The sequence below is a fragment of the Hyphomicrobiaceae bacterium genome, from assembly GCA_041397645.1.
Taxonomy (GTDB): domain Bacteria; phylum Pseudomonadota; class Alphaproteobacteria; order Rhizobiales; family Hyphomicrobiaceae; genus Hyphomicrobium_B.
The window spans coordinates 399,058-423,199 of sequence record JAWKWE010000005.1 but is presented as its reverse complement, the minus strand read 5'-3'; the positions used below and the strand labels follow the sequence as shown (position 1 = coordinate 423,199).

At 62.3% G+C, this 24,142-nt stretch carries 23 protein-coding genes, 1 tRNA gene and 1 pseudogene; 15 read left to right on the top strand and 10 right to left on the bottom strand.

The features are described from left to right. Positions 1-47 precede the first annotated feature (47 nt). The 7 genes from R3D51_15810 to R3D51_15780 all read right to left on the bottom strand — a co-directional run bounded on the left by R3D51_15810 (position 48) and on the right by R3D51_15780 (position 5,494). Positions 48-536 (bottom strand): hypothetical protein, encoded by a 489-nt coding sequence (locus R3D51_15810; GenBank protein ID MEZ5900948.1) that lies wholly within the window; start codon positions 534-536, stop codon positions 48-50. Positions 537-637: 101 nt separating this feature from the next. Then, a complete protein-coding gene (locus R3D51_15805; protein ID MEZ5900947.1) occupies positions 638-1,513 on the bottom strand; it encodes an ATP-binding protein in 876 nt (291 codons plus the stop codon). Continuing rightward, entirely contained in the window at positions 1,513-1,809 is a 297-nt protein-coding gene (locus tag R3D51_15800) for a hypothetical protein (protein MEZ5900946.1), read from the bottom strand. Before R3D51_15800 ends, R3D51_15805 begins: the two co-directional genes overlap by 1 nt. A gap of 38 nt (positions 1,810-1,847) precedes the next feature. Beyond that, entirely contained in the window at positions 1,848-2,042 is a 195-nt protein-coding gene (locus R3D51_15795) for a hypothetical protein (protein MEZ5900945.1), read from the bottom strand. A gap of 84 nt (positions 2,043-2,126) precedes the next feature. Next, positions 2,127-2,849 (bottom strand): sigma-70 family RNA polymerase sigma factor, encoded by a 723-nt coding sequence (locus R3D51_15790; protein ID MEZ5900944.1) that lies wholly within the window; start codon positions 2,847-2,849, stop codon positions 2,127-2,129. A gap of 98 nt (positions 2,850-2,947) precedes the next feature. After that, positions 2,948-3,193: a hypothetical protein gene (locus tag R3D51_15785; protein MEZ5900943.1), complete on the bottom strand. Its 246-nt coding sequence runs from the start codon at positions 3,191-3,193 to the stop codon at positions 2,948-2,950. Between the two features lie 93 nt (positions 3,194-3,286). Beyond that, complete coding sequence (locus R3D51_15780; protein ID MEZ5900942.1) at positions 3,287-5,494, bottom strand: hypothetical protein; 2,208 nt, start codon at positions 5,492-5,494, stop codon at positions 3,287-3,289. 33 nt (positions 5,495-5,527) lie between these two features. On the opposite strand from R3D51_15780, the gene R3D51_15775 reads away from it, so the two are divergent. From R3D51_15775 to R3D51_15740, 8 genes are all read left to right on the top strand, one after another. Then, positions 5,528-5,779, top strand: coding sequence for a hypothetical protein (locus R3D51_15775; protein ID MEZ5900941.1), 252 nt, complete (start codon positions 5,528-5,530; stop codon positions 5,777-5,779). Between the two features lie 309 nt (positions 5,780-6,088). Beyond that, a complete protein-coding gene (locus tag R3D51_15770) occupies positions 6,089-6,541 on the top strand; it encodes a DUF2924 domain-containing protein (protein MEZ5900940.1) in 453 nt (150 codons plus the stop codon). Beyond that, a complete protein-coding gene (locus tag R3D51_15765; GenBank protein ID MEZ5900939.1) occupies positions 6,538-7,863 on the top strand; it encodes a recombinase family protein in 1,326 nt (441 codons plus the stop codon). The genes R3D51_15770 and R3D51_15765 overlap by 4 nt, the downstream gene beginning before the upstream one ends. Next, positions 7,860-8,255 (top strand): hypothetical protein, encoded by a 396-nt coding sequence (locus R3D51_15760; protein MEZ5900938.1) that lies wholly within the window; start codon positions 7,860-7,862, stop codon positions 8,253-8,255. The genes R3D51_15765 and R3D51_15760 overlap by 4 nt, the downstream gene beginning before the upstream one ends. Positions 8,256-8,412: 157 nt before the next feature. Further along, positions 8,413-10,791, top strand: coding sequence for a DEAD/DEAH box helicase family protein (locus R3D51_15755; GenBank protein ID MEZ5900937.1), 2,379 nt, complete (start codon positions 8,413-8,415; stop codon positions 10,789-10,791). A 17-nt stretch (positions 10,792-10,808) separates the two neighbouring features. Beyond that, entirely contained in the window at positions 10,809-12,374 is a 1,566-nt protein-coding gene (locus R3D51_15750; GenBank protein ID MEZ5900936.1) for a class I SAM-dependent DNA methyltransferase, read from the top strand. Then, the gene (locus tag R3D51_15745) at positions 12,374-13,525 is read left to right on the top strand and encodes a restriction endonuclease subunit S (GenBank protein MEZ5900935.1); all 1,152 of its coding nucleotides are present in this window, start codon (positions 12,374-12,376) and stop codon (positions 13,523-13,525) included. Before R3D51_15750 ends, R3D51_15745 begins: the two co-directional genes overlap by 1 nt. Further along, positions 13,522-14,103, top strand: a complete 582-nt coding sequence (locus R3D51_15740) for a hypothetical protein (GenBank protein MEZ5900934.1) — start codon at positions 13,522-13,524, stop codon at positions 14,101-14,103. Before R3D51_15745 ends, R3D51_15740 begins: the two co-directional genes overlap by 4 nt. A gap of 20 nt (positions 14,104-14,123) precedes the next feature. On the opposite strand, the gene R3D51_15735 is transcribed toward R3D51_15740, so the two are convergent. From R3D51_15735 to R3D51_15725, 3 genes are all read right to left on the bottom strand, one after another. Next, on the bottom strand, positions 14,124-15,035 hold the full coding sequence (locus R3D51_15735; protein MEZ5900933.1) for a three-Cys-motif partner protein TcmP: 912 nt from the start codon (positions 15,033-15,035) through the stop codon (positions 14,124-14,126). A 27-nt stretch (positions 15,036-15,062) separates the two neighbouring features. Then, the gene (locus R3D51_15730) at positions 15,063-15,821 is read right to left on the bottom strand and encodes a phage Gp37/Gp68 family protein (GenBank protein ID MEZ5900932.1); all 759 of its coding nucleotides are present in this window, start codon (positions 15,819-15,821) and stop codon (positions 15,063-15,065) included. A 381-nt stretch (positions 15,822-16,202) separates the two neighbouring features. Beyond that, positions 16,203-16,292: transfer RNA gene (locus R3D51_15725), tRNA-Ser, on the bottom strand. A 186-nt stretch (positions 16,293-16,478) separates the two neighbouring features. Between R3D51_15725 and R3D51_15720 the strand changes: the two genes are divergently transcribed. From R3D51_15720 to R3D51_15690, 7 genes and pseudogenes are all read left to right on the top strand, one after another. Continuing rightward, positions 16,479-17,681, top strand: a complete 1,203-nt coding sequence (locus R3D51_15720) for a septal ring lytic transglycosylase RlpA family protein (protein ID MEZ5900931.1) — start codon at positions 16,479-16,481, stop codon at positions 17,679-17,681. A gap of 115 nt (positions 17,682-17,796) precedes the next feature. Beyond that, positions 17,797-18,990: a D-alanyl-D-alanine carboxypeptidase family protein gene (locus tag R3D51_15715; protein ID MEZ5900930.1), complete on the top strand. Its 1,194-nt coding sequence runs from the start codon at positions 17,797-17,799 to the stop codon at positions 18,988-18,990. 51 nt (positions 18,991-19,041) lie between these two features. Next, positions 19,042-19,671, top strand: a complete 630-nt coding sequence (gene tmk / locus R3D51_15710; GenBank protein MEZ5900929.1) for a dTMP kinase — start codon at positions 19,042-19,044, stop codon at positions 19,669-19,671. A 3-nt stretch (positions 19,672-19,674) separates the two neighbouring features. Then, complete coding sequence (locus tag R3D51_15705) at positions 19,675-20,796, top strand: DNA polymerase III subunit delta' (GenBank protein ID MEZ5900928.1); 1,122 nt, start codon at positions 19,675-19,677, stop codon at positions 20,794-20,796. 56 nt (positions 20,797-20,852) lie between these two features. Continuing rightward, positions 20,853-22,463, top strand: a pseudogene (gene metG, locus R3D51_15700) (methionine--tRNA ligase). Positions 22,464-22,528: 65 nt separating this feature from the next. After that, positions 22,529-23,332 carry a TatD family hydrolase gene (locus R3D51_15695; protein MEZ5900927.1) on the top strand — a complete coding sequence of 268 codons (804 nt, stop codon included), beginning with the start codon at positions 22,529-22,531 and terminating at the stop codon, positions 23,330-23,332. Then, positions 23,329-24,126 (top strand): MBL fold metallo-hydrolase, encoded by a 798-nt coding sequence (locus tag R3D51_15690; protein MEZ5900926.1) that lies wholly within the window; start codon positions 23,329-23,331, stop codon positions 24,124-24,126. The genes R3D51_15695 and R3D51_15690 overlap by 4 nt, the downstream gene beginning before the upstream one ends. Positions 24,127-24,142 lie beyond the last annotated feature (16 nt).

The following is a 24,142-nucleotide window of genomic DNA, read 5'->3' as shown; positions in this document are numbered from 1 at the left end:
GTGGCCCTGCGCCGGGGCAGCGGCGAACTGCGGCGCTACCGTGCCCATCAGCGCGGCGTAGTCGCGATGATCGGGGTGACCGCGGCGCGGATCTCGTTCTTGTCCTCGCCGTTGGTGTCGGTGCCGATGTCGATGCGGGCGACGAATTCGACCCCGTCGAGATCGCCGAACCCGTTGATGCGGCGGCGGGCCTGCGCCTCGGGCGAGTTGTCCTTGTCCGACACGCCGCGCGCTGAGTTGAGGATGCCGCGGATCAGGCCGCGCCCCATGTTCGCCCAGTCCGGTCCCTTCGGGCTGTAGAGGCCGATCAGCGACCAGATCTTGCGCCGGGCATGGGGCCCCTCGAGCACCGTGTATTCGGCGTCGAGATAGACGGCGCCGGTGGCGGCGCGGCGCGCCCAGCCGCCTGTCCAGCCCTGCGAGGGGTCGTCGAAGCCGCCCGGGCGGAGCGTCAGGCGAACCTTGGCAAGCGTGCCCTTCGGGATGACGTTGGTGTTGGATTGCGCGGAGTTGAAGTCGTTCCAGGGTCCGGACATTGCGCGGCTCCTTTCAGTTGGAGGATGGGACGCGCAGTGGCGTCAGAGGGGAAAAGCCACCCCGGCGACCGGATCGGGACACCGGGCGTGGCGAGAGGCGCTCAGCCATGGCCGGGCTCCTGCGCGGGGGCGGGATCGGCCGGGGTCAACGGCGGCCAGGTCAGGCGTTCGGAGGCCGGCGCCGCGGGGCGCTGGATCTTCTCCATCAGCCGGCCGAGATGCGGGGCCTCGACCCTGTCGAGGCGGCCCGAGCGGTCCTTGGCCGGATAGCCCCAGGGGTTCAGCGTCTGGCAGACGAAGGCGCGCTGCGGCTGGCCGCCGGGGTCCGGGATGTCGGCCATGGTGATGACCTGGTCGACGATCCCGGGCAGTTCGAGCCCGGTCTTCGAGCCGTCGATCTGCGGCTGGAAGACCTTGCGGTTGAAGTCGTCGAGCCGCTCGTCGAGGATGCCCACGAACCAGACATGCTTGCCGCGCGTGTGCTGCAGATGGGTCAGCCACCCGATCATCTCGCGGCCGTGCAGCCCGTAGGCGCCGCGGATGTCGGGCTTGCCGGTCTTCTCCGAGAGGGCCTCGGGCTGGCCGCGGCACCACTGGAAGCAGAGTCGCCCGGCAACGGTGATCGAGTCGATGAAGACGGTCTCGTATTTCCCGATCACCGCCGGATCGCCGTAGCGCCCGCAGACCTCGTCGAAATGCGCCTGGCTGTAGGGCTGGTCCTCGCGCAGCGCCGGGTTCGGCCCGCCGATGAACACCGCGAAGTCGCGGCATTCCTTCCAGGTGCGGGGCCGGAGCGTGTCGATCTCCAGCCCCTCGACCGCCAGATCCCCGGCCTCGAGATCGAGAAAGAGCGTGGTCGAGGCGTTCAGCGTCCAGAGCAGGCTGGTCTTGCCGATGCCGGACCGGCCGAAGATGACGCCCTTGATGCCCTTGCGCTGCGCGAGCCTCTCATCGGCGCCGATGATGGGAAGGGCCATCACTGGCCCTCCTTCTTCATCACCGCCGTGGCGGCGCGATCTGCGCCGATGCACCCCGCCTCGCGGGCGAGCTTGTAGAGGCGCTTCAGCGCGTCGGCGCGGCGGTAGGCGGCCGTGCTCTCGCGCTCCGCTTCCACGATCGCGAAGGCGATCTCGTCGACGGTCGCCTCGACGACCGGCAGCGGCTCGCGCGGCTCGTCACCCGCGCGCTGCGGGAAGGCGATGGTTTCGGGGAGATCTTCGAGGGCGTAGTTCACCTTGCGAAGACGGGTGATGTCGTCCGGCTGGTCCGGCATGGCGGTTCTCCGTGAGATGAGGTGATCGAGGAGGCCCATCACGCGGCCTCGCGGACGTCGGGCGCGGGCTCGGCGACGTAGATCGCCAGTAGCGGCGTCCCGTCCGCGTGCGTGCCGGCGTCCTCGATCTGATAGTTGCGGTTGGGCTCGCAGACCTCGGTCAGCTCCCAGCGGCGATAGAGCCCCGGAAGACGCCTGAAATCCTCGAGCGACAGATCGGCAGTGCGGTTCATGCGTGTCTGCTTTCGGTTGGAGGGAAGGCGCTCGGGGCGCTCGAATGGGAAAAGCCACCCGCAGGACCGGATCGGGACATCCGTTCAGGGGATTTCCTCGAGGGCGTCGTGCAGCCGGCGCATGGCGCGCTGGTACCGCTTGCGGGCGGCAGCCTCGGTCAAGCCCAGTTCGGCTCCCGCCTCGGCTTGCGAGAAACCCTCGATCGCCACGCGGATCACCAGCAGGGCGTCATCGCCGAGCAGCTTCCGCACGGCGTCGTTCAGCCGTGCGTACCCGGCCGCGCCGATCCCGCTGTCACCGCTGTCCGCCACCTCGTCGGGTTTGGCGCCGCTGGCGAGATGTTCGCGCGCCGAGTCGCGCCGGCGCACGCGGATCATGTCGCGCTCGACGTTGCGCAGCACCGTGGCCGCGATCCAGTTGACGCGCCTGAGATCGAGGCTGCGGACTGCCTCGGTGGTGCGCGCCAGAACGTCGGACGCGACCTCGTCGGCGGTGCCGAGCCTGCGCCAGATCGATCGGCGGCGGATGGCGTCGAGGCCGGGCCAGAGCGCCAGCAACAGCAGCGTCAGGGCGCAGTCGGACGCGGGCCCGTCGCCCTGCGCCGCTCTGACGAGCGCGGAGAGGATCAGGTTCTTCTGGCCCTGATCGCCGGTCGTGCCGTGCAGCCCGTCCAGCAGGGCCGCCGGATCCCGGAACGGTGTGAGGGCAGCCTGCGCACGCCGGACGGCGTCGAAACTGCGCTGGAAGTGAAGGTTGGAAGAAGAATGCATGAGGTGATCACGGATCTCGTGCCACGCGATAGACATTGGACGCCTGCCTTGCGGCCAGGCGTCCGGCGCCTTCTCGTGGCCAGGTCAGGACGTCGCGCGTCTCTGCGATTCAGGGGGTTGGGTGAAAGCGCGTGTCAGCGCGCGGGTGCGGTCGCGTTGTTCAGCGTGCCGCAGCCCCGACAGGTGGCCTGCACCGGGAAGCCCACGAGATACTCGTGCCCCCGCGCGAAGCGCAGGTGCATGCGGCCGTCCCGGCAGACGCCGAGCAGCTTGTCACAGCGCGTGCAGCGCCATTCCGAGTTCGAGGTGGTGGGCTTGGTCTTCGCGGCGCCGGACCAGCTCGACTGGGCTGTCTGGCGCGGGGGGAAGGGAGTCGGCATGGAAGTGCTCCTCTGATCGATGGAGCACTCCCATTGGCCTGAAGAATCGGAGCCCGTCAGACCCCCCAATCGGAGCCGGATCGGAGCCAGCTGTCAGATTGCGATCTCCCACGGCCCCTTGGCGCCAAGACTTCTCAGAAAGTTGGCCTTCAGCTTGTCCCACAGCGGCTGCTTGAAGATGTTCGACAGGGACTGGTCTTCAGCGATTCCCTTGACAAGATCCTTGGTCGACATCGGCGTCGGGCCGTTGTTGTGGGCATCGACCAGCCGCTGGATGATCTGGATGCGGTTTTCGCCCTTGATGTCGATGGTGCCTTTCCCTGGCACGAAGAGGGTCGCGATATCATCGCCGCTACGGGTGAGTCCGACCGTCATGCCTCCACGGGCCAATATCCGATGTCGCCGGAACACGGACCGGAGCTTGTCTGCGACCAACGCGATTTCGGCTTGCTTGGTGTCGATTTGATCAACAAGCGGCGTCAGAACATTGGCCGCCAGGCACGGTCCGGGAGCGGTGCCGGCCTGCAGAACCAGTCCAATACCGAGGTTGTGGCGCGCCCGAAGTTCCGTATCGACGGCAGACCGGACCCTCTCCCGGTCGAGACCACGCGCAAGGTAGATCGGAACATCTCCGCCATCGACACTGAGCGTTCCAAGGTAGAGGAGATGATCGGTCAGCTTCTCGATGGCGGGCGCATCGAGCGCCTTTTCGAGACGTTCCTTCAGGTGTTGCGCGACCCAGCCGTCACGCACCCGATAGATCCTGTAGCGATCCGGGTTGCCCGCAGACGTCGCCTGTCCCTCGGTGACCTTGAGGTCGGCCACCTTACGGTCTTCTTCCTCCGCATCTCCCTTCTCGATACGAACGACCACTTCGGCTGCCACCGGGCCGACCTCGTCTTCATCGTCGATCAGGTCGTCGCCTTCCCAGCCGGCCGGCACGAGGAAGCCCAGATCGGTCAGGAGGCCAGGATCGACACCGCGAGTTTGGAGCCATGCGCCGGTGACCCTGTCAGCTCCGATATCCCAGATGGCCAGCAAGGCGGGCATGACCGCCATGCTCTCCCCTTCGCCTGGCGCGCGACCATCACGGAGGATGTTCCAGTGTCTGAGCAAGCGATGCCCCAGAACGCGCTCGAAAGGGTCGTCGATGCTGAGAAGGCTGCTAGTGTTGCGGTCGGTGAGGGTGAAGTTGAGGGTTTGCGCCTCATCCCGTCCCGCGCGGAAATACCGGACCGCAATCTCGACGAAACGGATTGCGAGCGCCCGCTCGAAAATCCTCGGAAGGCCCGGCTGGCTGTCGATGATTTCGGAGATGTCCTGGTCGATCGTGGTGGAAAGCGAGAGACGGTTGGCCAGATTGCCGATGCTGATGTCAGCGCGGATCACCTGTGCGCGTTCGATCACGACGTCGTCGAGTTCCGGCGGTTCAAGATCGAGTCCTTGCAGGAACTGCGAAATGTCGTACGCCTGAAAATCGACGGGCTGGTTGGAGTAGGTCTGCTCGAGAGCAGTCTCGATGAAGCGTTCGGCGACTGTGTGCCTGAGCTTTCGGTTGCCGGCACGGACATGGACCCGCCCGGTCGATGGCGTGTAGACGATCATCGCCTCTCCGGGCGGCCGAAAATAGATGCTCGATCTATTGCCGTCGTCATCGATCTCCCGAACGCTTGTGGGGGGATCGGGATGGAACAGCAGGTACATCTCCGCCACCGGTTCATCGCCGTCCTCGGGGATGTCGAACTTGTCGATGCTGTAGCCGTCGCCGCGATCGAGACGCTTGTTGAGATCAACCAGAAGCTCTTCGAGCAATGCGCTGCCGGCGTCCGGGCCCCCGTCGACCGAAGGCTCGGCCATGAAAGTCTGGTAGTGCTTGTCATAGCGCCGGTAGAGGCGAAGGTGCAGGCTGTTCTCCGCCGCTTCAAATAAGCCGTGTTCGTTGGCGTAAGCCCAAAGGCTTCGCGCGAGCTTGTCCCGCTGGTTCAAAAGTTCCTTGGTGCGCTCGGGTTCGAGCGTGGTCTTGGCGAGACCTTCGAGGACATACTCGCCACGGTCGCTTGCGATTGTGACGATCCGGGCAGCTTCAGCTTCGAGGGGCCCCAGCCGGTCCTTCTTTTCCTGCGGCAGCATGTTTCTGGCAACCGACGGACCGTCCGGATTCTTGGGGTCGAACCTGTAGGGCGCGAGCCAGCTCAGCCTCTCGAAAGCCTTGCTCTTGAGGAATCCGGACAGCAATTCGGGCTCTGCATCATCGAATAGCCGAGAAAGATTGGGGCAGGTTTTAGCCGGGACGCGTACCATTGAAGTCTCCGAGAATTCTGACTTGCGCTACTGATGGCGATCGTGGCGCCGTGCTCGGAGCTTGATACCGCGATGTCGCCTCTGGAGACCGAGGGCAACGTTGCCTTTTCGCCGGACAGTTACGTCCACAGAGGCGAGATCCACGCGCGCATCCTCGATCCGCTCCAGGAGATGGGGACCGATCGGAGTTGCTTCGCGCGTCATGAACTTACCTCAATGAACTACTGCTCTCGACTGATTCAACTCGCGATTGTCGCGGACAAATCGGTGATCGGCAAGTCCTGATGTTCTCTACCTGTTCGCAATCCTGAATCCTGTTGGGAGAGATGTCCCATCACCGATGGTGGGGTGGCTTTTGATCGGTAACGACGCCACCGAGCATAGCCACCGAGACATGAAACGCCCGAACCCGCTCCCTCCCGACCACATGACGCCCGCCGAGCGCCGCGCCGAGCTCTGCGGCCTGTTGGCGCTCGGGCTTGTTCGGTTGCGCATGCGGGAGAAGGGCGAAGTATCTGACGATACTGGAGAAAGTTGCCTACACTATCCGCCCGACCAATGCCGTCATGCAACTCCAACTCACCGGAGAAATGCATGAAGCCTGATCCCATCCCCGCGCGCCTCGCCGCGCTCAAGACCACGCCGACGCCTGACCTGAAAAAGCAGTGGCGCGACCTGTTCGACAGCGAACCGCCGCCGTTCAACCGCCGCTATCTCGAAAGCCGCATCGCCTATCGCATCCAGGAACTCGCCTATGGCGGGCTGAAACCGGAGACGATCCGGCGGCTGGAACGGCTGGGCGAGGAACTGGACGGCGGCGACAGGAAGAAGCGTGGCATGCGCGCCGACCGTGACCGCCCGATCACCGGCACGCGGCTGCTGCGCGAATGGCAGGGTGTCGAGCAGGTCGTCACCGTCACGACCGACGGCTTCGAGTGGCAAGGTCGGCCGTACAAGTCGCTGTCCGCCATCGCGCGCGCCATCACCGGCACGCGCTGGAACGGCTGGGTGTTCTTCGGGCTCAAGAACCACAGGGGGCGGACATGACGAAGCCGCCTGAAAAATCGAAGGTCGTCCGCAAGCTGCGGTGTGCCGTCTACACCCGGAAATCCTCCGAGGAAGGACTGGAGCAGGAGTTCAACTCGCTCCACGCCCAGCGGGAGGCCTGCGAGGCGTACATCGCCAGCCAGCGGTCCGAGGGCTGGGTGCTGGTCCGCGATCAGTATGACGACGGCGGCATTTCCGGCGGCACGCTTGAACGCCCCGGCCTGCAGCGGCTGCTGGAGGACATCGAGGACGGGCTGGTCGATGTTGTGGTGGTCTACAAGATCGACCGCCTCAGCCGCTCGCTCGCCGATTTCGCCAAGCTGGTCGAGGTCTTCGACCGGAACGGCGTGACCTTCGTCTCGGTCACGCAGTCGTTCAACACCACCACCTCCATGGGGCGACTGACGCTGAACATCCTGCTCAGCTTCGCCCAGTTCGAACGCGAGGTCACGGCTGAACGCATCCGCGACAAGGTCGCCGCCAGTCGGAAGAAGGGCATGTGGATGGGCGGGGTGCCGCCCTACGGCTATCGGGTCGAGAACCGGAAGCTGGTGATCGACGAAGACGCCACTGCGCATGTGCGCTGGATCTTCGCCCGCTTTCTCGAGATCGGGTCCTGCACGGAACTGGCGCGGGAGGTCGGCGCGCGCGGCCTCCGCACGCCGCGCGGCAACCGGATCGACAAGAAATACATCTACCGCATGCTCAGCAACCGCGCCTACATCGGCGAGGCGGTCCACAAAGGCGACAGCTATCCCGGCGAGCACGACGCCATCATCGATCCCGAGATTTGGGACCGCGTCCACGCCATCCTGCAGGAGAGCCCGCGCAAGCGCGCGGCCCGCACCCGCGCCGACACGCCCGCGCTGCTGAAGGGGCTGCTGTTCGGGCCCGATGGCGCCGCGTTCTCACCGACGCATACTCGGAAGGGGGATCGTCTCTACCGCTACTATGTCAGTCAGACCGTGCTGAAGCACGGTGCCGGGTCGTGCCCGGTCGGCCGCGTGCCTGCGGGCGAGATCGAGGGCGCCGTCATAGACCAGCTCCGCGCCGTGTTCCGCCAGCCGGAGATTGTTGCGGGGACCTGGAAGGCAGCGCGTGCCTACGCCGACGACATCTCCGAGGCCGACGCACGCGCGGCCTTGCAGCAGCTCGATCCGCTGTGGGACGAACTCTTCCCCGCCGAGCAGGCGCGCATTGTCACGCTGCTGGTTGAGCGCGTCGATATCGGCACGAACGGGCTCAACTTCCGGCTCCGGATGGACGGCCTCGGAGGGCTCGCGCGCGAGATGCTGTCTGGCAGCATCGGAGCAGCGGCATGACCCGCGCGATGGCGGTCTCCGAGACGGTCACAATCCACGTGCCATTCCGCATCGTGAAGCGCGGCGGGCGGAAAGAGATGCAGCGGCCATCAGGCACCCAAGCGCGCGGGAGGCCGGACGATACGCTCATCAAGGCGCTTGCGCGCGCGTTCCGCTGGAAGAGGATGCTCGACAACGGTGACTTTGCCACGGTAGCCGACCTCGCCGCACAGGAAGGCATCGCTGTCTCCTACCTCACGCGTGTGCTTCGGCTGACGCAGCTTGCGCCCGATCTCGTCGAGGCGATACTCGACGCACGGCATCCCCCGGGCCTGACGCTTCAGTCGCTGCGAGTGCAGATCCCCCATGAATGGTCGAGGCAGCGCGAGTCCTTGCTGCCAGGGACGGAATAAGGCTTGCGGCATCAGTCGGCCACGCTGTAGCTTCTCCGAGCCGTTGTCAGGCGAAAGAGCTGCCAAACCAAAGAATTGCGCGTTGATCTGAGCCGAGTTCTTTGACAAGCCGTTTGCTGCGCGATGGCATGTCGAAACCGGGCGAAGTAGATTGCGCATGAACGAAGCCGATACCTGCAGGAAGTTCGTCGTCCCGAAGCTGCAGGAAGCAGGCTGGGATGAACGCCCGCACGCGATAAACGAGCAGAGAACTTTTACTGACGGCCGAGTTGTATTTGTCGGCGGCAAAGCTCGACGTGGCAAGCAGAAGCGCTCAGACTATCTTCTCCGATATAATCCGGATTTCCCGATCGCCGTCGTTGAGGCCAAATCCCGCTACCGGCACGCCGCGGAGGGCCTCCAACAAGCCAAGGAATATGCTGAAATCCTTGGACTTCGGTTCGCGTATTCGACCAATGGGATCGAGATTGTCGAGTTCGACTACACGACCGGCATCGAGCGAACGATTTCGGATTTCCCGGCGCCTGGTGACCTTTGGGCTCGGCTCCGCCGCGCCGAGGGCATTGTCGACGACCAAGTGGCCGAACGGCTGCTGACGCCCACCTTTCCAGACCGAGCCAAACCCCTTCGCTACTATCAGGAAATCGCGGTGAACCGCGCGGTCCAAGCCGCCCTTCAGGGCAGGAAGCGGGCCCTGCTCACACTGTGCACCGGAGCGGGCAAGACTGCCGTCGCCTTCCAGATCTGCTGGAAGCTCTGGTCGGCACGCTGGAATTCCAAAGGGGTCAACCGGAACCCGAAGATCCTGTTTCTCGCTGATCGCAACGTCCTGGTCGACGATCCGATGGCAAAAGACTTCAGCCCATTTGGCGACGCCCGTCACAAGATCGCCGGCGGTTTGGCGGTCAAGAGCCGCGACATGTATTTCGCCATCTACCAGTCCATCGCGCGTGACGAGAACCGTCCCGGCCTTTATCGCGAGTATGCGCGCGATTTCTTTGATCTCATCATCATTGACGAATGTCATCGCGGCAGTGCTCGCGACGACAGCAACTGGCGGGAAATCCTCGAATGGTTCGAGCCCGCAACCCAAATTGGGATGACAGCGACGCCGCGTCGAGAGGACAATGTCGATACCTACAACTATTTTGGTGATCCGCTTTACGAGTACAGCCTCGCGCAGGGCATCGCTGACGGCTTCTTGGCCCCGTATCGGGTCCATCGCGTCATATCGGACTACGATGCTGCCGGCTGGCGACCAACGCGGGGTCAACTTGATCGCTATGGACGCGAGATCCCCGACGCCGAATACTCCACGCGGGACTTCGAGCGGGTCGTGGCGCTGCGGGCGCGAACGCAGGCCATTGCGAGACATCTCGCGGGCTTCATGGCCGAGACCGACCGCTTCGCAAAGACCATCGTCTTCTGCGTCGACCAGGAACACGCGCTAGAAATGCGGCAGGCGCTCGCCGCCCTGAACACCGATCTCGTGAAGGACCATCCCGACTACGTTTGCCGTGTGACGTCCGACGAAGGCGATGTGGGAAGCGCGCACAGGGCGAAGTTTCAGGATGTCGAGACCCAGACGCCGGTCATCCTCACCACGTCGCAGCTTCTCACGACCGGCGTGGACGCCCCGACCTGCAAGAACGTGGTGCTCGCGCGGGTCGTCGGCTCCATGCCGGAGTTCAAGCAGATTATCGGACGGGGCACCCGTCTCCGGCCCGACTACGGCAAGCTCGCCTTCAACATCATCGATTACACCGGAACCGCGACGCGCATGTTCGCCGATCCCGCCTTTGACGGCGATCCCGTCCGCGAGGACGAAGCGGTGATCAATGCGGACGGCGACATCGTGGAAGAGCGCGAGATCGAAGAAGTGGCGCCGGATCCGGACGATTTTCCTGAAGGGCCCGATATCCCGGATGGACCGGTCGAGCTGGGGGACGAGGGCGAGAACGGGCCCCGCAAGTTCTATGTCGACGGCGGCGAGGTCGCGATCGTCCGGCACCTCGTGTACGAACTCGATTCTGACGGCCGGCAACTCGCCTGCCGCCAGCTCACCGATTACACTGGCGACAAGGTCCGCACACTCTACCCCAATGCGTCGGAACTGCGCACGGACTGGCTCGATCCCGAGCGCCGGGCGGAAATCGTCGAGCGGCTCGAGGAAAAGGGCATCCATCTCGATTCCCTGGCTGATGCAGTCGGAAAGCCGGAGGCCGACCCGTTCGATCTCCTTTGCCATCTCGCCTATAACGCGCCGCTGCGCACCCGGCGCGAGCGCGCTGACCGTCTGGTGAGGGAGCAGGACGAGTTTCTGGACCGCTTCGGGCCGGATGCCCGCGAAGTTCTAGATGCCGTGCTTGAAAAGTATGCCGAACATGGCAGTGCCCAGTTCAAGCTGCCCGACATCCTGGAAGTGCCCCCGTTCAGCGAGTGGGGCAACGTCATAGAAATCGCTGCCCGCTTCGGCGGGGGCAAGGAGCTGCGCAGCGCCGTCACCGAGCTGCAGCGTCTGCTCTACACCGCTTGAATTAAAGGAGCTCTATCTTGGCTACAACCGCCCGAAAGAAGGCTGCGCCGAAGCAACTGACCACTGCCCAGCGTCTCGACAGCATCATCAAGTCCGCCCGCAAGATCATGCGGAAGGACAAGGGGCTGAACGGCGACCTTGATCGGTTGCCGATGCTCACCTGGATAATGTTCCTGAAGTTCCTCGACGACATGGAGCGAATCGAGGAGGGACGCGCAGAACTTGCGGGCAAGGATTATCGCTCGATCATCGAGGCCCCTTATCGCTGGCGCGATTGGGCAGCGGATGCGGATGGCATCACCGGCCCCGACCTCCTGTCGTTCCTCGTTTCCGAGATGACGGAGCGTCCGGACGGGACCCGCGGCCCGGGGCTCTTCGCCTATCTCCGAGGCTTGCGCGGCGATAATGGGCGGCGCGAGCGGCGCGACGTGATCGCAACCGTCTTCCAGGGCTTCGCCAACCGGATGGAGAGCGGCTACCTGTTGCGCGACGTGGTCAACCTGATCGACGGCATCCATTTCGATTCTTCGGAAGAAGTTCACACACTCGGCCGCCTGTACGAGACGCTGCTGCGCGAGATGCGCGACGCTGCAGGGGACTCGGGCGAGTTCTACACGCCCCGGCCGGTCGTGCGGTTCATGGTCGAGGTGACCGATCCCAAGCTGGGCGAGACCATCCTCGACCCGGCATGCGGCACCGGGGGATTTCTGACCGAGGCATTCCTGCATCTTGAGCGCCAGGCCGATACGGTCGAGAAGCGACGCATCCTCCAGGAAGACAGCTTCTTCGGCGGCGAGGCCAAGTCGCTGCCGTTCCTTCTGTCCCAGCTCAACCTCCTGCTGCACGGCCTGCATGCCCCGCGCATCGACCCGGGCAATGCCCTTCGCTTCCGCCTCGCCGAGATCGGCGAGGATCAGCGGGTCAATGTCATCCTGACCAATCCGCCATTCGGCGGCGAGGAGGAGGCAGGGATCCTCAACAACTTCCCCGAGGACCGGCGCACGGCCGAAACGGCGCTGCTGTTCCTGCAACTGATCATGCGGAGGCTGAAGCGCGCCGGGCGCGGGCGGGCCGCCGTCGTCGTTCCGCACGGCACGCTGTTCGGCGATGGCATCTCGGCGCGGATCAAGGCGGACCTGCTCGAGAAGTTCAACCTGCACACCGTGGTCCGGCTGCGCGAAGGGGTGTTCGCGCCCTACACGGACATCCCGGCAAACCTGATCTTCTTCGACACGACCGGACCAACGAGGGACATCTGGTACTACGAGATGCCGCTGCCGGAGGGCCGCAAGAAGTACTCGAAGACCGCGCCCATGGCCTATGAGGAATTTGCGGACTGCCTTGCCTGGTGGAAGAAGCGCGAGCCGAACGAGCGCGCGTGGAAGGTCTCCGCTGGTGATCTGATCCAGCGCGACGAGCAGGATCGCGTTGTCGCCTGTAACCTGGACATCAAGAACCCGCATTCCGGCGAGGTCGCCGATCATCGCGCGCCGCTCGAGATCGTGGACGCGATCATCGCACAGGAACAGCGGATCATCGGGATCATGGACGAGATCAAGGCCGTGCTGGCGGAGCGGGTGTGATGTCGCAGACGATAACCATCGACAGGTTTCTGACCAAGGCAGAGGACTGGGTCCCGGTAAAGCCGGATGAAAATTACAAGCAGATCACCGCACGTCTGTGGGGAAAGGGTCTCACGCTGCGTGGCGAAGTTCCGGGAAGCGCGATTGCTGCCGCCCGACAGTACTGCGCCAAGGCAGGTCAGTTCCTGATCTCCAGGATCGACGCGCGTCATGGAGCGTTCGGGATCGTTCCAGAGGACCTGGACGGTGCACTGGTCAGCAATGATTTCCCCTGCTTCAACATCGACGCTTCGACGGTGCTGCCACATTTCTTCGAGTGGTATTCACGCACGCCCGAGTTCATCGATCTATGTCGCCGAGCGAGCGAGGGTTCGACAAACCGCGTTCGCATGAAGGAAGCGAAATTCCTGAAGATGACGGTGCCTCTGCCTTCTCTCGACGAACAGCGCCGTATCGTCGAAAAGCTCGACCGGGTCGCGGCGCTGGTGGACGAACGCCGCAACGCCATCGAGGCGGCCGAGCGCGAGACGCAGGCGTTGCTGCTGAAAGCCTTCCAGCGCGCCATCGACGGCGCCCCCCTGCGCCCCATGGCCGAGGTCGCGCCGCTGGTGCGAAGACCGGTCGAGATCGATCTCGACGCTGCCTATCCGGAACTCGGCGTCCGGTCATTCGGTCGGGGCACGTTCCACAAACCCGAACTGCCCGGCGTTGAGGTCGGCAACAAGAAGCTGTTCCGCATCTGCGCGGGCGACCTCGTGTTCAACATCGTCTTTGCCTGGGAAGGCGCTGTCGCCGTCGCTCAGCCAGAAGACGATGGCCGGGTCGGCTCACATCGTTTCCTGACCTGCGTTCCCGCGCCGGAAACCGCAACCGTCGAGTTCCTACGCTTCTATTTCTCGACGCCCGAGGGATTGCAGAAGCTGGGTGAAGCATCTCCTGGCGGAGCGGGACGGAACCGGACGCTGGGATTGAAGAAGCTCGAAAGCTTGCAAGTGCCGGTCCCACCAATCGGTCGACAGCACTGGTTCGACCGCCTTCAGACGAAGGCGCACGAAGCCCGCACCATCCGCGCCAACACCGCGCAGGATGTGGAGGCCCTGATTCCGGCCATGCTGCACGAGATCTTCGACGGTGGGGCGAAGGCCGCGTGACTGTGAGCCGGGACGATCAGCCCGATCTGCTATCGGACCTTTCGGATCTGGACTTCGTCCGTCATCTGCTGGCCGACCTTCATGACGACCTGCCAGGGAAGGTCGGCCGTTTCCGGATGCTGACAGATCTGGGCGGCCAGATGGGTCGATCCGGGACGATGATTTTCGGCGGCCATGCGGCCTATCACGCTTGGGTCGAAGCGCGTTCGTCGTTCGTGCACGGCAACTATGTGGCGACGATCCTGCTGTGTCAGGGGCTCGTGGAGCATCTGCTGGCGGCATATCTTCACGCCGGGCTTCTGGTTGATGACATTCCGGATCGCATCCAGTTCGCCGACACCCTCCGCCGCTGCCGAGAGCGCGAGGTAGTCTCTGATGAAGACGTCACCGACCTCCGCCGCATGATGGCGCTGCGAAACCCGTTGTCGCACTTCCGGCATGTCGATGACGGCAGCAATCTTGATCGTCGTAGCATCGATGAGAGCAGATCGGCGGACGACCTGCTGCGCCATGACGCGATCTTTTCGATCGGTCTCGCCGTTCGGATGCTTTCAAGGCCTGCGTTCCGGCTCGGCTAGCAATCGGGGCCACCAGCTGGTCATCGTCGAACGGACCGAGTTTTTGGTGGCGTGATCCGATCACCCTTCGCCAAGATGTAGTCGGCGATCTTGTGCCCGAGGGGATGGGGCCCCGCCCACAGCATGTAGTAGATTGGGACACCTCGCGTGTTCCTGACGACACTCGGTGTGGCGGCGTGGCCGAACAAGGTCTTCAGGCGGCCGACGTAGTGGTCAAGAAGCCGCTTGGCTGCATCGTCAACCTTGTGGCGGGTCGTATCCCCGAAGAGGTCGGTGCGCTCTGCGTAGACGAGGCTCTCCCAGTCCGCACCGCCGAAGCAGCCGTTCAGCCCCGCGCGCCAAGTTTCGGGAATGTCACCCGAGCGCGTGATCAATCTGTTGATGGCCATTCCAAGCGGGAAGTTTATGATCACCTCAAACTTCTTGGTTGATCCCAGAGCTGCGACGGTTCGCCAGTCCAAGTGGGGGCCATAAGGATCGAGGAAAGCAACACCCCTCATGTTCCGCCCCGCAATCCGCGGGACCAGCTTCTGGATCAATTCGTTCGCGTCGCCAACCTGAACGCTGATCTTTCGAGCCGGGTACTCGGCCCTCAAGCCCTCGAGAAGGGCCGCGCGCCCTGCATCTGCGTCAAAGAAATGATATTGGGTGAAAGGGTGTTCGAGAGCGAGGGCTCGGTGCGGGGAGCCTTCGATGAACTGCTCCTCGGACCGAACGAACTCGTCATCAAGAAGCTGAAGGTCTTCGTCATCAGCACCGGCCCAGGCGTCGCGGATTCTTGACCGTCCCGCGCCGGCGAATGCGTCGACGTAGACCAGTTCGAAGGGCTGTTTCTTCAGCGCAATGGTGTAAGCGTGAAGATATGCCTCGAGGCCATCGAGCTTTTGCCGAGCCCATGGGCCAACCGTATTTTCAATATGCGATTTCTTCAATGATGGCGGTACTCCGTGCGAAATGGTTCACGCTGAAATCTGATCGAGGATCGGCTTCGGGACGATTTGCCACGGAAAGCCGTTCCATTCCTCACCATCGAGCAGACGCCCCCCCGACTTCGGACGGGCGCCACCCCATTGTTTGAAGAAGAAAGCGACGTCGTCACGTTCGCAGATGTCCCGGATCTGGCGGGCCCAGCTTTCGTCCATGGGCCGAGCCCGGGGCCCGCTCTCCCCCCCGACGATGGCCCAAGCGACGCCCTGCAGATCGACATCCCCGACCGGTCCGAGCAGCGGCTCGAACGAGATGAAGCGCGCGTCGGAATTGATCTGCTTCAGGTGCTCGATCCGGCTCGCGTGCGCGGCGTCCTCGACAGAAACGCCGAGCCAGATGTGCCGAGGGACCGGCCCTCCATCATACCGCTTCCGAACGTAGTTGCGCATGAGCGAGCTGCGCTTGGTCAGCACCTGGTAGACGTGCCAGTCCGCCAGCTCCATGGCGTCGAACACCGCGTCGATGAATGTACGGTCGATGTCCTTGTGGAAGAGGTCGCTCATCGAGTTCACGAAGATCATCCGCGGCTTTTTCCAGAGCACGGGCTGCTTCAGCCTCGACGGCCAGAGTGTCAGGTCAAAGCCCTGCTCGTAGGGGTGTCCAGGGATTCCACGCCAGCGCTCTGCGAACCGCTCGGCGTAGCAGTTGTCACAACCGGGACCGACCTTGGTGCAGCCCGTCACCGGGTTCCACGTCGCGTCCGTCCATTCGATGTCTGACTTCTGGGCCAACTGCTCGCCTCACACTTTTTCATGACCGTAACACGCGGTTGACTCAGCACAAAGCACGAACAGCGGCTGGGGTGAGATTGGTCCCAGCCGCAGCCGAACCAGCGCGCAACGGGCGGCGTTCGATCTCTGTTCCATCCGCCATCCAGATGGATTTTCCAAATCGCGTGCATCACGGACTTCGAAAGATCACTTGAAAGCAATGACTTAAAGCTGTTCACCGAAAGCGCGGCGGTTAACAGGTCCGGAGAATATCGGCCCGGAGAGAACGCGTGTCCGCCCTTCGGGGCGTTGGCCGGTTAACAGCCCCTCCCGCATAACCCTCGAATACAACGGAAAAATCCGGCCGCTGACGGATCGGGAGAATGCTTTCGCGGGGGCAAGTGGCGGAGGGGGTGGGATTCGAACCCACGGTGGACTTACGCCCACGCCGGTTTTCAAGACCGGTGCCTTAAACCACTCGACCACCCCTCCAGCGCGCAGAGGTCCTGCACTGCGGACTGCGTTCCTATACGGTTCATGGCCGCGTCTCAAGACCTGACGGCGTTTACCGCCCGCTAAGCCTATTTTGCCATGCTTCTGGCCTGCTTAGGACAATCTCTCTGGTTAGAGAACATCATCCGAGGCCGTTTTTGGTATGCGTGCAAGAGTATTAGTCTGATGTCAGAACGCGGATGGTTGGCTTTGGCGCCCCATTTTGGGCTCGCCATCAGCGTTGCAGCTCTTCTTGCCGCGTGCTCGGGCAGCGGAGACGGCCCATCTGCAACGCGCCTGTCGCGACCCGCGTTCAGCGAAGACGAATATGGCGTTTCGAGCTCCCCAAGAGTGACCAGCGCGCGCGGACCACTGCGCAAAGGCGGGGGAACTTTCAAACTAGGTAGCCCCTACAAGGTTGCCGGTCGCTGGTATGTGCCGCGCGAGGAGCCGGGATATGATCGCGTCGGCATCGGCTCGTGGTACGGCGATGATTTCCACGGCCGCAAGACAGCAAACGGCGAACTCTTCGATATGCACGCGCTGACGGCGGCGCATCCGACGCTGCCGCTGCCAAGCTACGCTTACGTCACCAATCTTCAGAACAATCGCACCATACTGGTGCGCATCAACGATCGTGGGCCCTACGTCAAGGACCGGGTCATAGACCTGTCTCATGCATCCGCACAGGCTCTCGGATATCTGGGACAAGGTCGCGCCCGCGTACGTGTTCGCTATGCTGGGCGTGCGCCGCTCAACGGCGATGATCGCCGGGAACGTATGTTTCTCGCAAGCCAGCGTTGGAACGGAGGCTCCGGTTCGGCTGTCGCTTATGCAGCCCCCCCGCCCCAGCGTCTGCTGGCACCAAGGCCCACCGCAGCAGCATCAACCACTTCATGGTCGCCCACGTCCTACCGCACAGCACTTGCAGGCAAACCTATGCCGGCCTCAGATCCGTCGCCACAATGGGATCGGGCAGCAACTTCACGAACTTGGACTGCGCAGCGCATGGCGGTCGCCGCTCCGCCTCCGAGCAGCAGTTATCGATCCGTTGAACGTAGTGCGCTGCCGGACGCTGGCGGCGGGTTGGTTTGGAAGGCATCGCCGCGCGCACCTGACCGCAGGTCGATGACAGGCTCGATCGATAGAACTCTGTCATCGAACGCGCCGGCCTATGTACAAGTCGGAACGTTCCGCGAGCGTGACCGCGCCGAACGGCTGCGAATCGAGCTTGGTACGCTGGGCCCGGTCGAAGTGGCTCCCGTCGCGATGGGAGAGGAACGCCTTTATCGCGTCAGGATTGGCCCGATGGCCGCCGAGGAGGCCCATGCCACATTAGCGCATATTTCTGCGCGCGGTCTCAGTGGCGGGATTGTTGTTGCCGAATAGGTCCGTAATTTCACGATTGTGCCGTTGACAGCTTCTATGCTGGCCGCGACACTCCGGGCATGCGGGATTCCTCGGCCCCGGGGTGCAGAGTTGTGCGGCCGATAGAGTGAACTGAATGGCAAGATCCACTATCCCAGCGGTGCGGCAGGCGGCGCTCGCAATCCTTGCATTCGCCTTTCTTGCTTTGAGCGTATTGCCTGGAGTTGCGCAAGGCGACCAAGGCTACACGACGAAGGCCGCGCGAGCGATCCTGATCGACGCGGCAACTGGTGCCGTACTGTTCCAGCAGCGCGCCGATGAACTTGCGCCCCCCGCCAGCATGAGCAAGCTAATGACACTTGCTGTGCTGTTCAAGGCGATCAAGGAGGGGAAGGTTTCCACCTCCGATGAATACACCATGAGCGTAAACGCCTGGCGCAAGGGTGGGGCGCCGTCGAGAACGTCGGCCATGATGGTTCCTGTCAACACCACAGCAACGGTCGGTGATCTCATCCGGGGCATCGCAATTCAATCCGGCAATGATGCCTGCATTGCAGTCGCTGAAGCGATGGCAGGCAGCGAGGCCGCTTTTGCTAGACTGATGACGCAAGAGGCCCGCCGCATCGGATTGACGAAATCGACTTTTGGTAACGCGACGGGCCTGCCAAACGAAAACCAGCTGATGACAATGCGCGAGCTGGCTCTGCTTGCGCAGTACTTGATCAAGGAATATCCCGACCAGTATTCCGTGTTCGGACAAAAAGAATTTCTGTACCGCAAGCACAAGTTCTACAACCGCAATCCGCTGCTGTTTCTGGATATTGGTGCTGATGGTCTCAAGACAGGTCATACCAACGAGGCAGGCTACGGCCTCGTCGGGTCGGCGGTGCGTGACGGGAAACGGTTGATTGTCGTGGTCAGCGGATTACAGACTGCAGATGCGCGCAAGGCCGAATCCGCCAAACTCTTGGAGTGGGGTTTCAACGCCTTCAGCAAGGTTCGGGTCTTTGACGACAATGAAGTCGTCGGACGGGCGCGCGTATGGGGCGGCAGCAAAATGTTCGTGCCGCTGACCAGCAAGGGAGATGTCACCATCTCTCTGCCGAAATACCCCGCCAATCAGCGCCTGTCGGCTGAAATCGTATATCGCGCGCCACTCAAGCCGCCCGTGCGTAAAGGCGATCAGGTGGCGACACTGAAGATCTCCAGTACATCCAGCGCCTCGGCCGAAATTCCCCTTTACGCTCAGGAAGATGTGGAACCTGCCGGTTTGGCGTGGCGGGGTATCGATACTCTGGTGATCATGGCGTTGCGGCGTTTGACGCTGTAAGGTCCGCTGCAAGAGCGCGAACCCCGGAGCGCGCGGCGAGCAGGAACTGGCATGACACGCGGAAAATTCATCACCTTCGAAGGCGGCGAGGCCGCTGGCAAGTCTACCCAGGCCAAGCGCCTTGCCGCGCGCCTCGAGGGCGCCGGCATCGCGACGCTCGTAACGCGCGAACCAGGCGGCACGTCGATGGGCGAAGATATCCGCTCCATCATTTTGAAAGATCATCCGCAGGATCCGGTTACGGAGCTGCTGTTGTTTGCTGCCGCGCGTGCGGAGCATATGACGGGCGTCATTCGGCCTGCGCTGGATGAGGGAACATGGGTGATCTCCGACCGCTTCATGGATTCCACCCGTGTCTATCAAGGTATGCTTTATCGCCTGGAGCGTGAACTCATAGCGCAGTTAGAGAAGTACACAGTTGCTCCAGACTACCCGTCCTTGACACTTATCATCGATCTGCCGCCGGAGATCGCCATGGAGCGGGCGAATTCCCGGGGAACGCTATCGCGTTATGATGCAGCACGCCTCGAGACGCATCAGTTCCTTCGTCAGGGCTTTTTGGAAATTGCGGAAGCCGAACCTGATCGCTGCGTGATCATCGACGGCTTGCTCTCGCCCGAAAATGTTGAGGCAGCCGTCTGGCAGGCGGTCAGCGAGCGTCTTCTGGCCAAGGTGCTTTGATCCATGGCGCGTGCGCCCGTTACAGCCGACATCGAGGCATTGCCCGAGGCTGACCGCCTTGAAGGCTTTCCGCATCCACGCGAGACCAAGGCCATTTATGGTCAGACAGCGGCAGAGACCACGCTGTCCAATGCTCTTGCCTCGGGCAAGATGCACCATGCGTGGCTTGTGACAGGGGAAGAAGGCATCGGTAAAGCGACGCTGTCCTACAAGGCGGCCGGTGCAATCCTCGCGCGTCCCGACGAGCGCGGCATGTTTGCCTCGGGGCTCGTCATTGAGCCGGGTTCGACCACCGCCCGGCAAATCATCGCACGCTCTCATCCTGGTCTGATCGTCATCAGACGGCCCTATGATCCTAAGGGCAAGCGGTTTTCGTCGACCATTCCGGTCGACGAGGTTCGCCGCCTGCGATCCTTCCTGTCGCTGAGTGCCGGTGAGCAGGGCTGGCGCGTGGTGATCGTCGATAGCGCCGACGAACTGAATATCAACGCGGCCAATGCACTGTTGAAGTCTCTTGAAGAGCCTCCCCCAAACACGGTGTTTTTGATCGTATCTTCGGCGCCGGGGCGACTATTGGCCACCATACGTTCGCGTTGCCGGACACTGGCCTTGGAGCCGCTTGGCGGGGATGATTTGCGCAAGGCAGCGCAAGCCGCTCTGTCTGCCGCCGAAAAGCCTCCGCTCAACGAAGACGACTTTGCCAATCTTGAAGGCCTCGCCAAAGGCAGCCCGCGCCGCCTCCTTGCCCTTATGGAGGGAGGGGGGCTGGCCCTGCAGGCGCACATCGATAAGATTTTTGCAAACCTGCCCGCACTCGATATCGCTGGCGCTCATACTCTTGCCGACGACCTGCAACCGGCGGCTCAAGAGCAGAAATTCGAGCTTTTTTACGATCTTTTCTTTGACCAGCTCAACCGACTGGTCCGGGCTGGCGCGACGGGGGAGGGGAGAAGCGGCGACATCGCAGCGGCAAAGCGGCTTATGGGGGCTGGCAAACTTGCTACCTATGCCCAGTTGTGGGAAACACTGCTGCGCGACAAGGCGGACGCTGCGGCGCTCAATCTCGATCGCAAGTCGCTCATCCTAGACACTTTGTCCCGGCTCGAAGCGGCGGCTCGGAGATGAGGTGCGCTTTCGCCGTGTAGCGCAGACCAACATCTCTTTATGATCGAGTATCATTCGTGACTGAGACCTTCTATATCACGACCGCCATTTCCTATCCCAACGGCGTGCCGCACATCGGCCATGCCTACGAAGCTATCGCAACGGACGCCATCGCGCGTTTCGAGCGCGCTGACGGCAAGGATGTCTTCTTCCTGACAGGCACCGACGAGCACGGCCTCAAGATGAAACAGACGGCCGTGAAGGAAGGCATCAGCCCGCGTGAACTCGCTGACCGCAACGCAGCGCGCTTTGTCGAAATGGCGAGCGTGCTGGGCCTGTCAAACGATGATTTCATCCGCACCACCCAGCAGCGCCACTACGAGGCGTGCGCGGAGCTGTGGCGCCGCATGGAAGCAAACGGCGACATCTTCAAGAAAAAGTATGGCGGCTGGTACTCAGTACGTCAGGAAACCTATTTCAAAGAGAGCGAGACTGAAGTCCGCGACGGCCAGAGATTCGAAACGCAGAACGGCACGCCCGTCGAATGGACCGAAGAGGAGACCTATTTCTTCCGTCTCTCCGCTTATCAAGACAAGCTGCTCGCTCATTATGAGGCCAACCCGGACTTCATTCTTCCGCCCGATCGACGCAACGAGGTCATCTCATTTGTGAAGATGGGACTTGAGGATCTCTCGATCTCCCGCTCAACGCTCGACTGGGGCATTCCGGTGCCGGATGCACCGGGTCACGTCATGTACGTGTGGATTGACGCGCTCAACAACTATATCACCGCCACCGGTTTGTTGAATGCGGGCGATAATCCTCGCAAGAAATACTGGCCAGCCAACGTCCACGTTATCGGCAAGGACATCATTCGCTTTCATGCAATTTATTGGCCCGCGTTTTTGATGAGCGCAGGAGTGGCGTTGCCAAAACGGGTGTTCGGCCACGGGTTCGTTCTGAACAAGGGCGAGAAAATGTCGAAAACGGTCGGCAACGTCGTAGATCCGTTCGATCTCGTCAAAGCCTACGGACGCGAGCAGGTGCGCTACTTCTTTCTGCGCGAGGTGATGTGGGGACAGGACGGGAACTATTCGCCCGAGGCCATCGCGAACCGCATCAACGCCGATCTTGCCAACAACCTCGGCAACCTGGCGCAACGCTCGCTGTCGATGATCTACAAGAACTGTGAGGGAAAGCTCCCAACCCCGCGCAATTTCAGCGAGGCCGACAATGCTTTGCTCGCCGCAACCGATGCGCTTTACGCGCAAGCGCGCGAAGCGATGAACCGTCAGGCCATCACCTCCTACCTTGACGCTGTCTGGGGTGTGATTGCGCAAGCCAATCGCTACTTCGCAGCCGAAGAGCCGTGGGCGAAGAAAAGGGCCGATCCAGAGCGCATGGAGACTGTTCTCTATGTGACGGCGGAGTGCGTGCGCCAGTTTGCCATCCTTGCCAGCCCAGTGATGCCGGAGAGCTGCGCCAAGTTGCTCGATCAGCTTGCTGTGCCGCCGGATCGCCGTGCCTTTGTGCATCTGGGGGAGACAGGCCGTCTTGTGGCGGGCACTGCGATCTCTGAACCAGAAGGCGTCTTCCCGCGCTACGTCGATCCCGCCGAGGAAGCCGCCAAGTCCGCAGGGTCGTCGGCTGAACAACAGCGCCAGGCCAAAGCGGCCAAGGAAGCCAAACGCGCTGCCGAACGCGAGAAGGCAAAACGCGAAGCTCAGGCCAAAGCTGAGGGCAAGAAGACCTGATGCTTGTCGATCGTCATTGCCATATCGACCGTCACGAGTTTGCGAAAGATCTGGACGGTGTCGTCGAACGTGCCAAAGCTGCTGGCGTTGGCATTCTGGTGAATATCTCGACACGAATTCGGAAGTTCGATGACGTCAAAGCAGTCATCGAACGTTTCGACAATGTGTATGGCTCGGTGGGAACCCATCCGCACAATGCGCATGAGGAGCTTGACATTCCCGTCGCCGAGATCGTTCGACTGTCACGACATCCCAAGATCGTTTCGATTGGCGAGGCTGGTCTCGATTATTTCTACAAGCACTCAACTCCTGCGGCGCAGGCCGAAGGTTTCCGTAATCACATCGCCGCCGCGCGCGAGACCGGATTGCCTCTTGAGATCCATACGCGCGATGCGGACGCCGACACGCTCGCGATCCTGAAGGACGAACATGCAAAGGGGCCGTTCCCGGCCATCCTTCATTGCTTCACCGGCGGCCGCGAGCTGGCGATGGGAGCGGTCGATCTCGGCCTGTACGTCTCCTTCTCGGGCGTCATCAGCTTCAAGAAGTCGGATGCCTTGCGCGAAATCGCTCGCGACATTCCCATGGACCGGCTGCTGCTTGAGACAGACGCGCCGTTCTTGGCGCCGGAGCCCTATCGGGGCAAGGTTAACGAACCAGCACTCATCGTTCACACTGCGAAGGCGCTCGCCGATGTCAAAGGCGTGAGCGAGGATGAAATTGCCAAGGTGACGACCGAAAATTTCTTCGGCCTGTTCACAAAGGTTCCGCGTTCAGCCGCGCCAACGCAGGCCTATGCATGAGCTACCGTTTCACCATTCTAGGCTGTGGTTCTTCCGGTGGCGTGCCGCGGATAGGCATGACGTGGGGTCAGTGTGACCCTGAAAATCCGAAGAACCGCCGCTTGCGCTGTTCCGCGCTTGTCGAGCGCAAGGGACGGAATGGTCAGACCGCTGTCCTCATCGACACCTCGCCCGATTTCCGCGCTCAAATACTCTCGGTGCGCCTGACTGCGCTGGATGGCGTGCTCTATACGCACGACCACGCCGACCACACCCACGGTATCGACGATTTGCGCATGGTGGCCTACGCCATGAAAAAGCGCGTCGACGTGTATTTCGATGCTGCGACGGGCGAGAGTCTGCGCAAGCGCTTCACGTACTGCTTCAAGACGCCGGATGGCTCAAGTTACACGCCTATTCTCAATGGGCACGAAATCGACGGGCAAAGTCCTGTTGTCATAGAGGGCCCAGGCGGCGCCCTCACCGCGCTGCCCATCCCGCAGATTCACGGCGACATTACAAGCCTGGGCTATCGCATCTCAAACCTCGCGTATTCGCCCGATATTTCAGAGTTGCCAGAAGCGTCCGTGCAATTGCTGCAAGGTCTCGATGTGTGGATCGTCGATGCTCTGCGCCAGACACCCCACCCGAGTCATTTTAGTGTCAAGCAGGCTGTGGCATGGGCCCAGAAGCTAAAGCCGAAGCGCACCATCCTCACTCATATGACCAGCGATCTCGATTACGAGACGCTGAAGCGTGATTTGCCGGAAGGCATTGAACCCGCCTACGACGGCATGGTCCTGTCATTTACATGAAGGCCCGTTTCGAGAC

Coding starts and splice junctions, on each gene's coding strand:
- R3D51_15810 (MEZ5900948.1), bottom strand. CDS start 536: ATGTCCGGACCCTGGAACGACTTCAACTCCGCGCAATCCAACACCAAC.
- R3D51_15805 (MEZ5900947.1), bottom strand. CDS start 1,513: ATGGCCCTTCCCATCATCGGCGCCGATGAGAGGCTCGCGCAGCGCAAG.
- R3D51_15800 (MEZ5900946.1), bottom strand. CDS start 1,809: ATGCCGGACCAGCCGGACGACATCACCCGTCTTCGCAAGGTGAACTAC.
- R3D51_15795 (MEZ5900945.1), bottom strand. CDS start 2,042: ATGAACCGCACTGCCGATCTGTCGCTCGAGGATTTCAGGCGTCTTCCG.
- R3D51_15790 (MEZ5900944.1), bottom strand. CDS start 2,849: ATGTCTATCGCGTGGCACGAGATCCGTGATCACCTCATGCATTCTTCT.
- R3D51_15785 (MEZ5900943.1), bottom strand. CDS start 3,193: ATGCCGACTCCCTTCCCCCCGCGCCAGACAGCCCAGTCGAGCTGGTCC.
- R3D51_15780 (MEZ5900942.1), bottom strand. CDS start 5,494: ATGGTACGCGTCCCGGCTAAAACCTGCCCCAATCTTTCTCGGCTATTC.
- R3D51_15775 (MEZ5900941.1), top strand. CDS start 5,528: ATGGCGATCGTGGCGCCGTGCTCGGAGCTTGATACCGCGATGTCGCCT.
- R3D51_15770 (MEZ5900940.1), top strand. CDS start 6,089: ATGAAGCCTGATCCCATCCCCGCGCGCCTCGCCGCGCTCAAGACCACG.
- R3D51_15765 (MEZ5900939.1), top strand. CDS start 6,538: ATGACGAAGCCGCCTGAAAAATCGAAGGTCGTCCGCAAGCTGCGGTGT.
- R3D51_15760 (MEZ5900938.1), top strand. CDS start 7,860: ATGACCCGCGCGATGGCGGTCTCCGAGACGGTCACAATCCACGTGCCA.
- R3D51_15755 (MEZ5900937.1), top strand. CDS start 8,413: ATGAACGAAGCCGATACCTGCAGGAAGTTCGTCGTCCCGAAGCTGCAG.
- R3D51_15745 (MEZ5900935.1), top strand. CDS start 12,374: ATGTCGCAGACGATAACCATCGACAGGTTTCTGACCAAGGCAGAGGAC.
- R3D51_15720 (MEZ5900931.1), top strand. CDS start 16,479: ATGTCAGAACGCGGATGGTTGGCTTTGGCGCCCCATTTTGGGCTCGCC.
- R3D51_15715 (MEZ5900930.1), top strand. CDS start 17,797: ATGGCAAGATCCACTATCCCAGCGGTGCGGCAGGCGGCGCTCGCAATC.
- tmk (MEZ5900929.1), top strand. CDS start 19,042: ATGACACGCGGAAAATTCATCACCTTCGAAGGCGGCGAGGCCGCTGGC.
- R3D51_15705 (MEZ5900928.1), top strand. CDS start 19,675: ATGGCGCGTGCGCCCGTTACAGCCGACATCGAGGCATTGCCCGAGGCT.
- R3D51_15695 (MEZ5900927.1), top strand. CDS start 22,529: ATGCTTGTCGATCGTCATTGCCATATCGACCGTCACGAGTTTGCGAAA.
- R3D51_15690 (MEZ5900926.1), top strand. CDS start 23,329: ATGAGCTACCGTTTCACCATTCTAGGCTGTGGTTCTTCCGGTGGCGTG.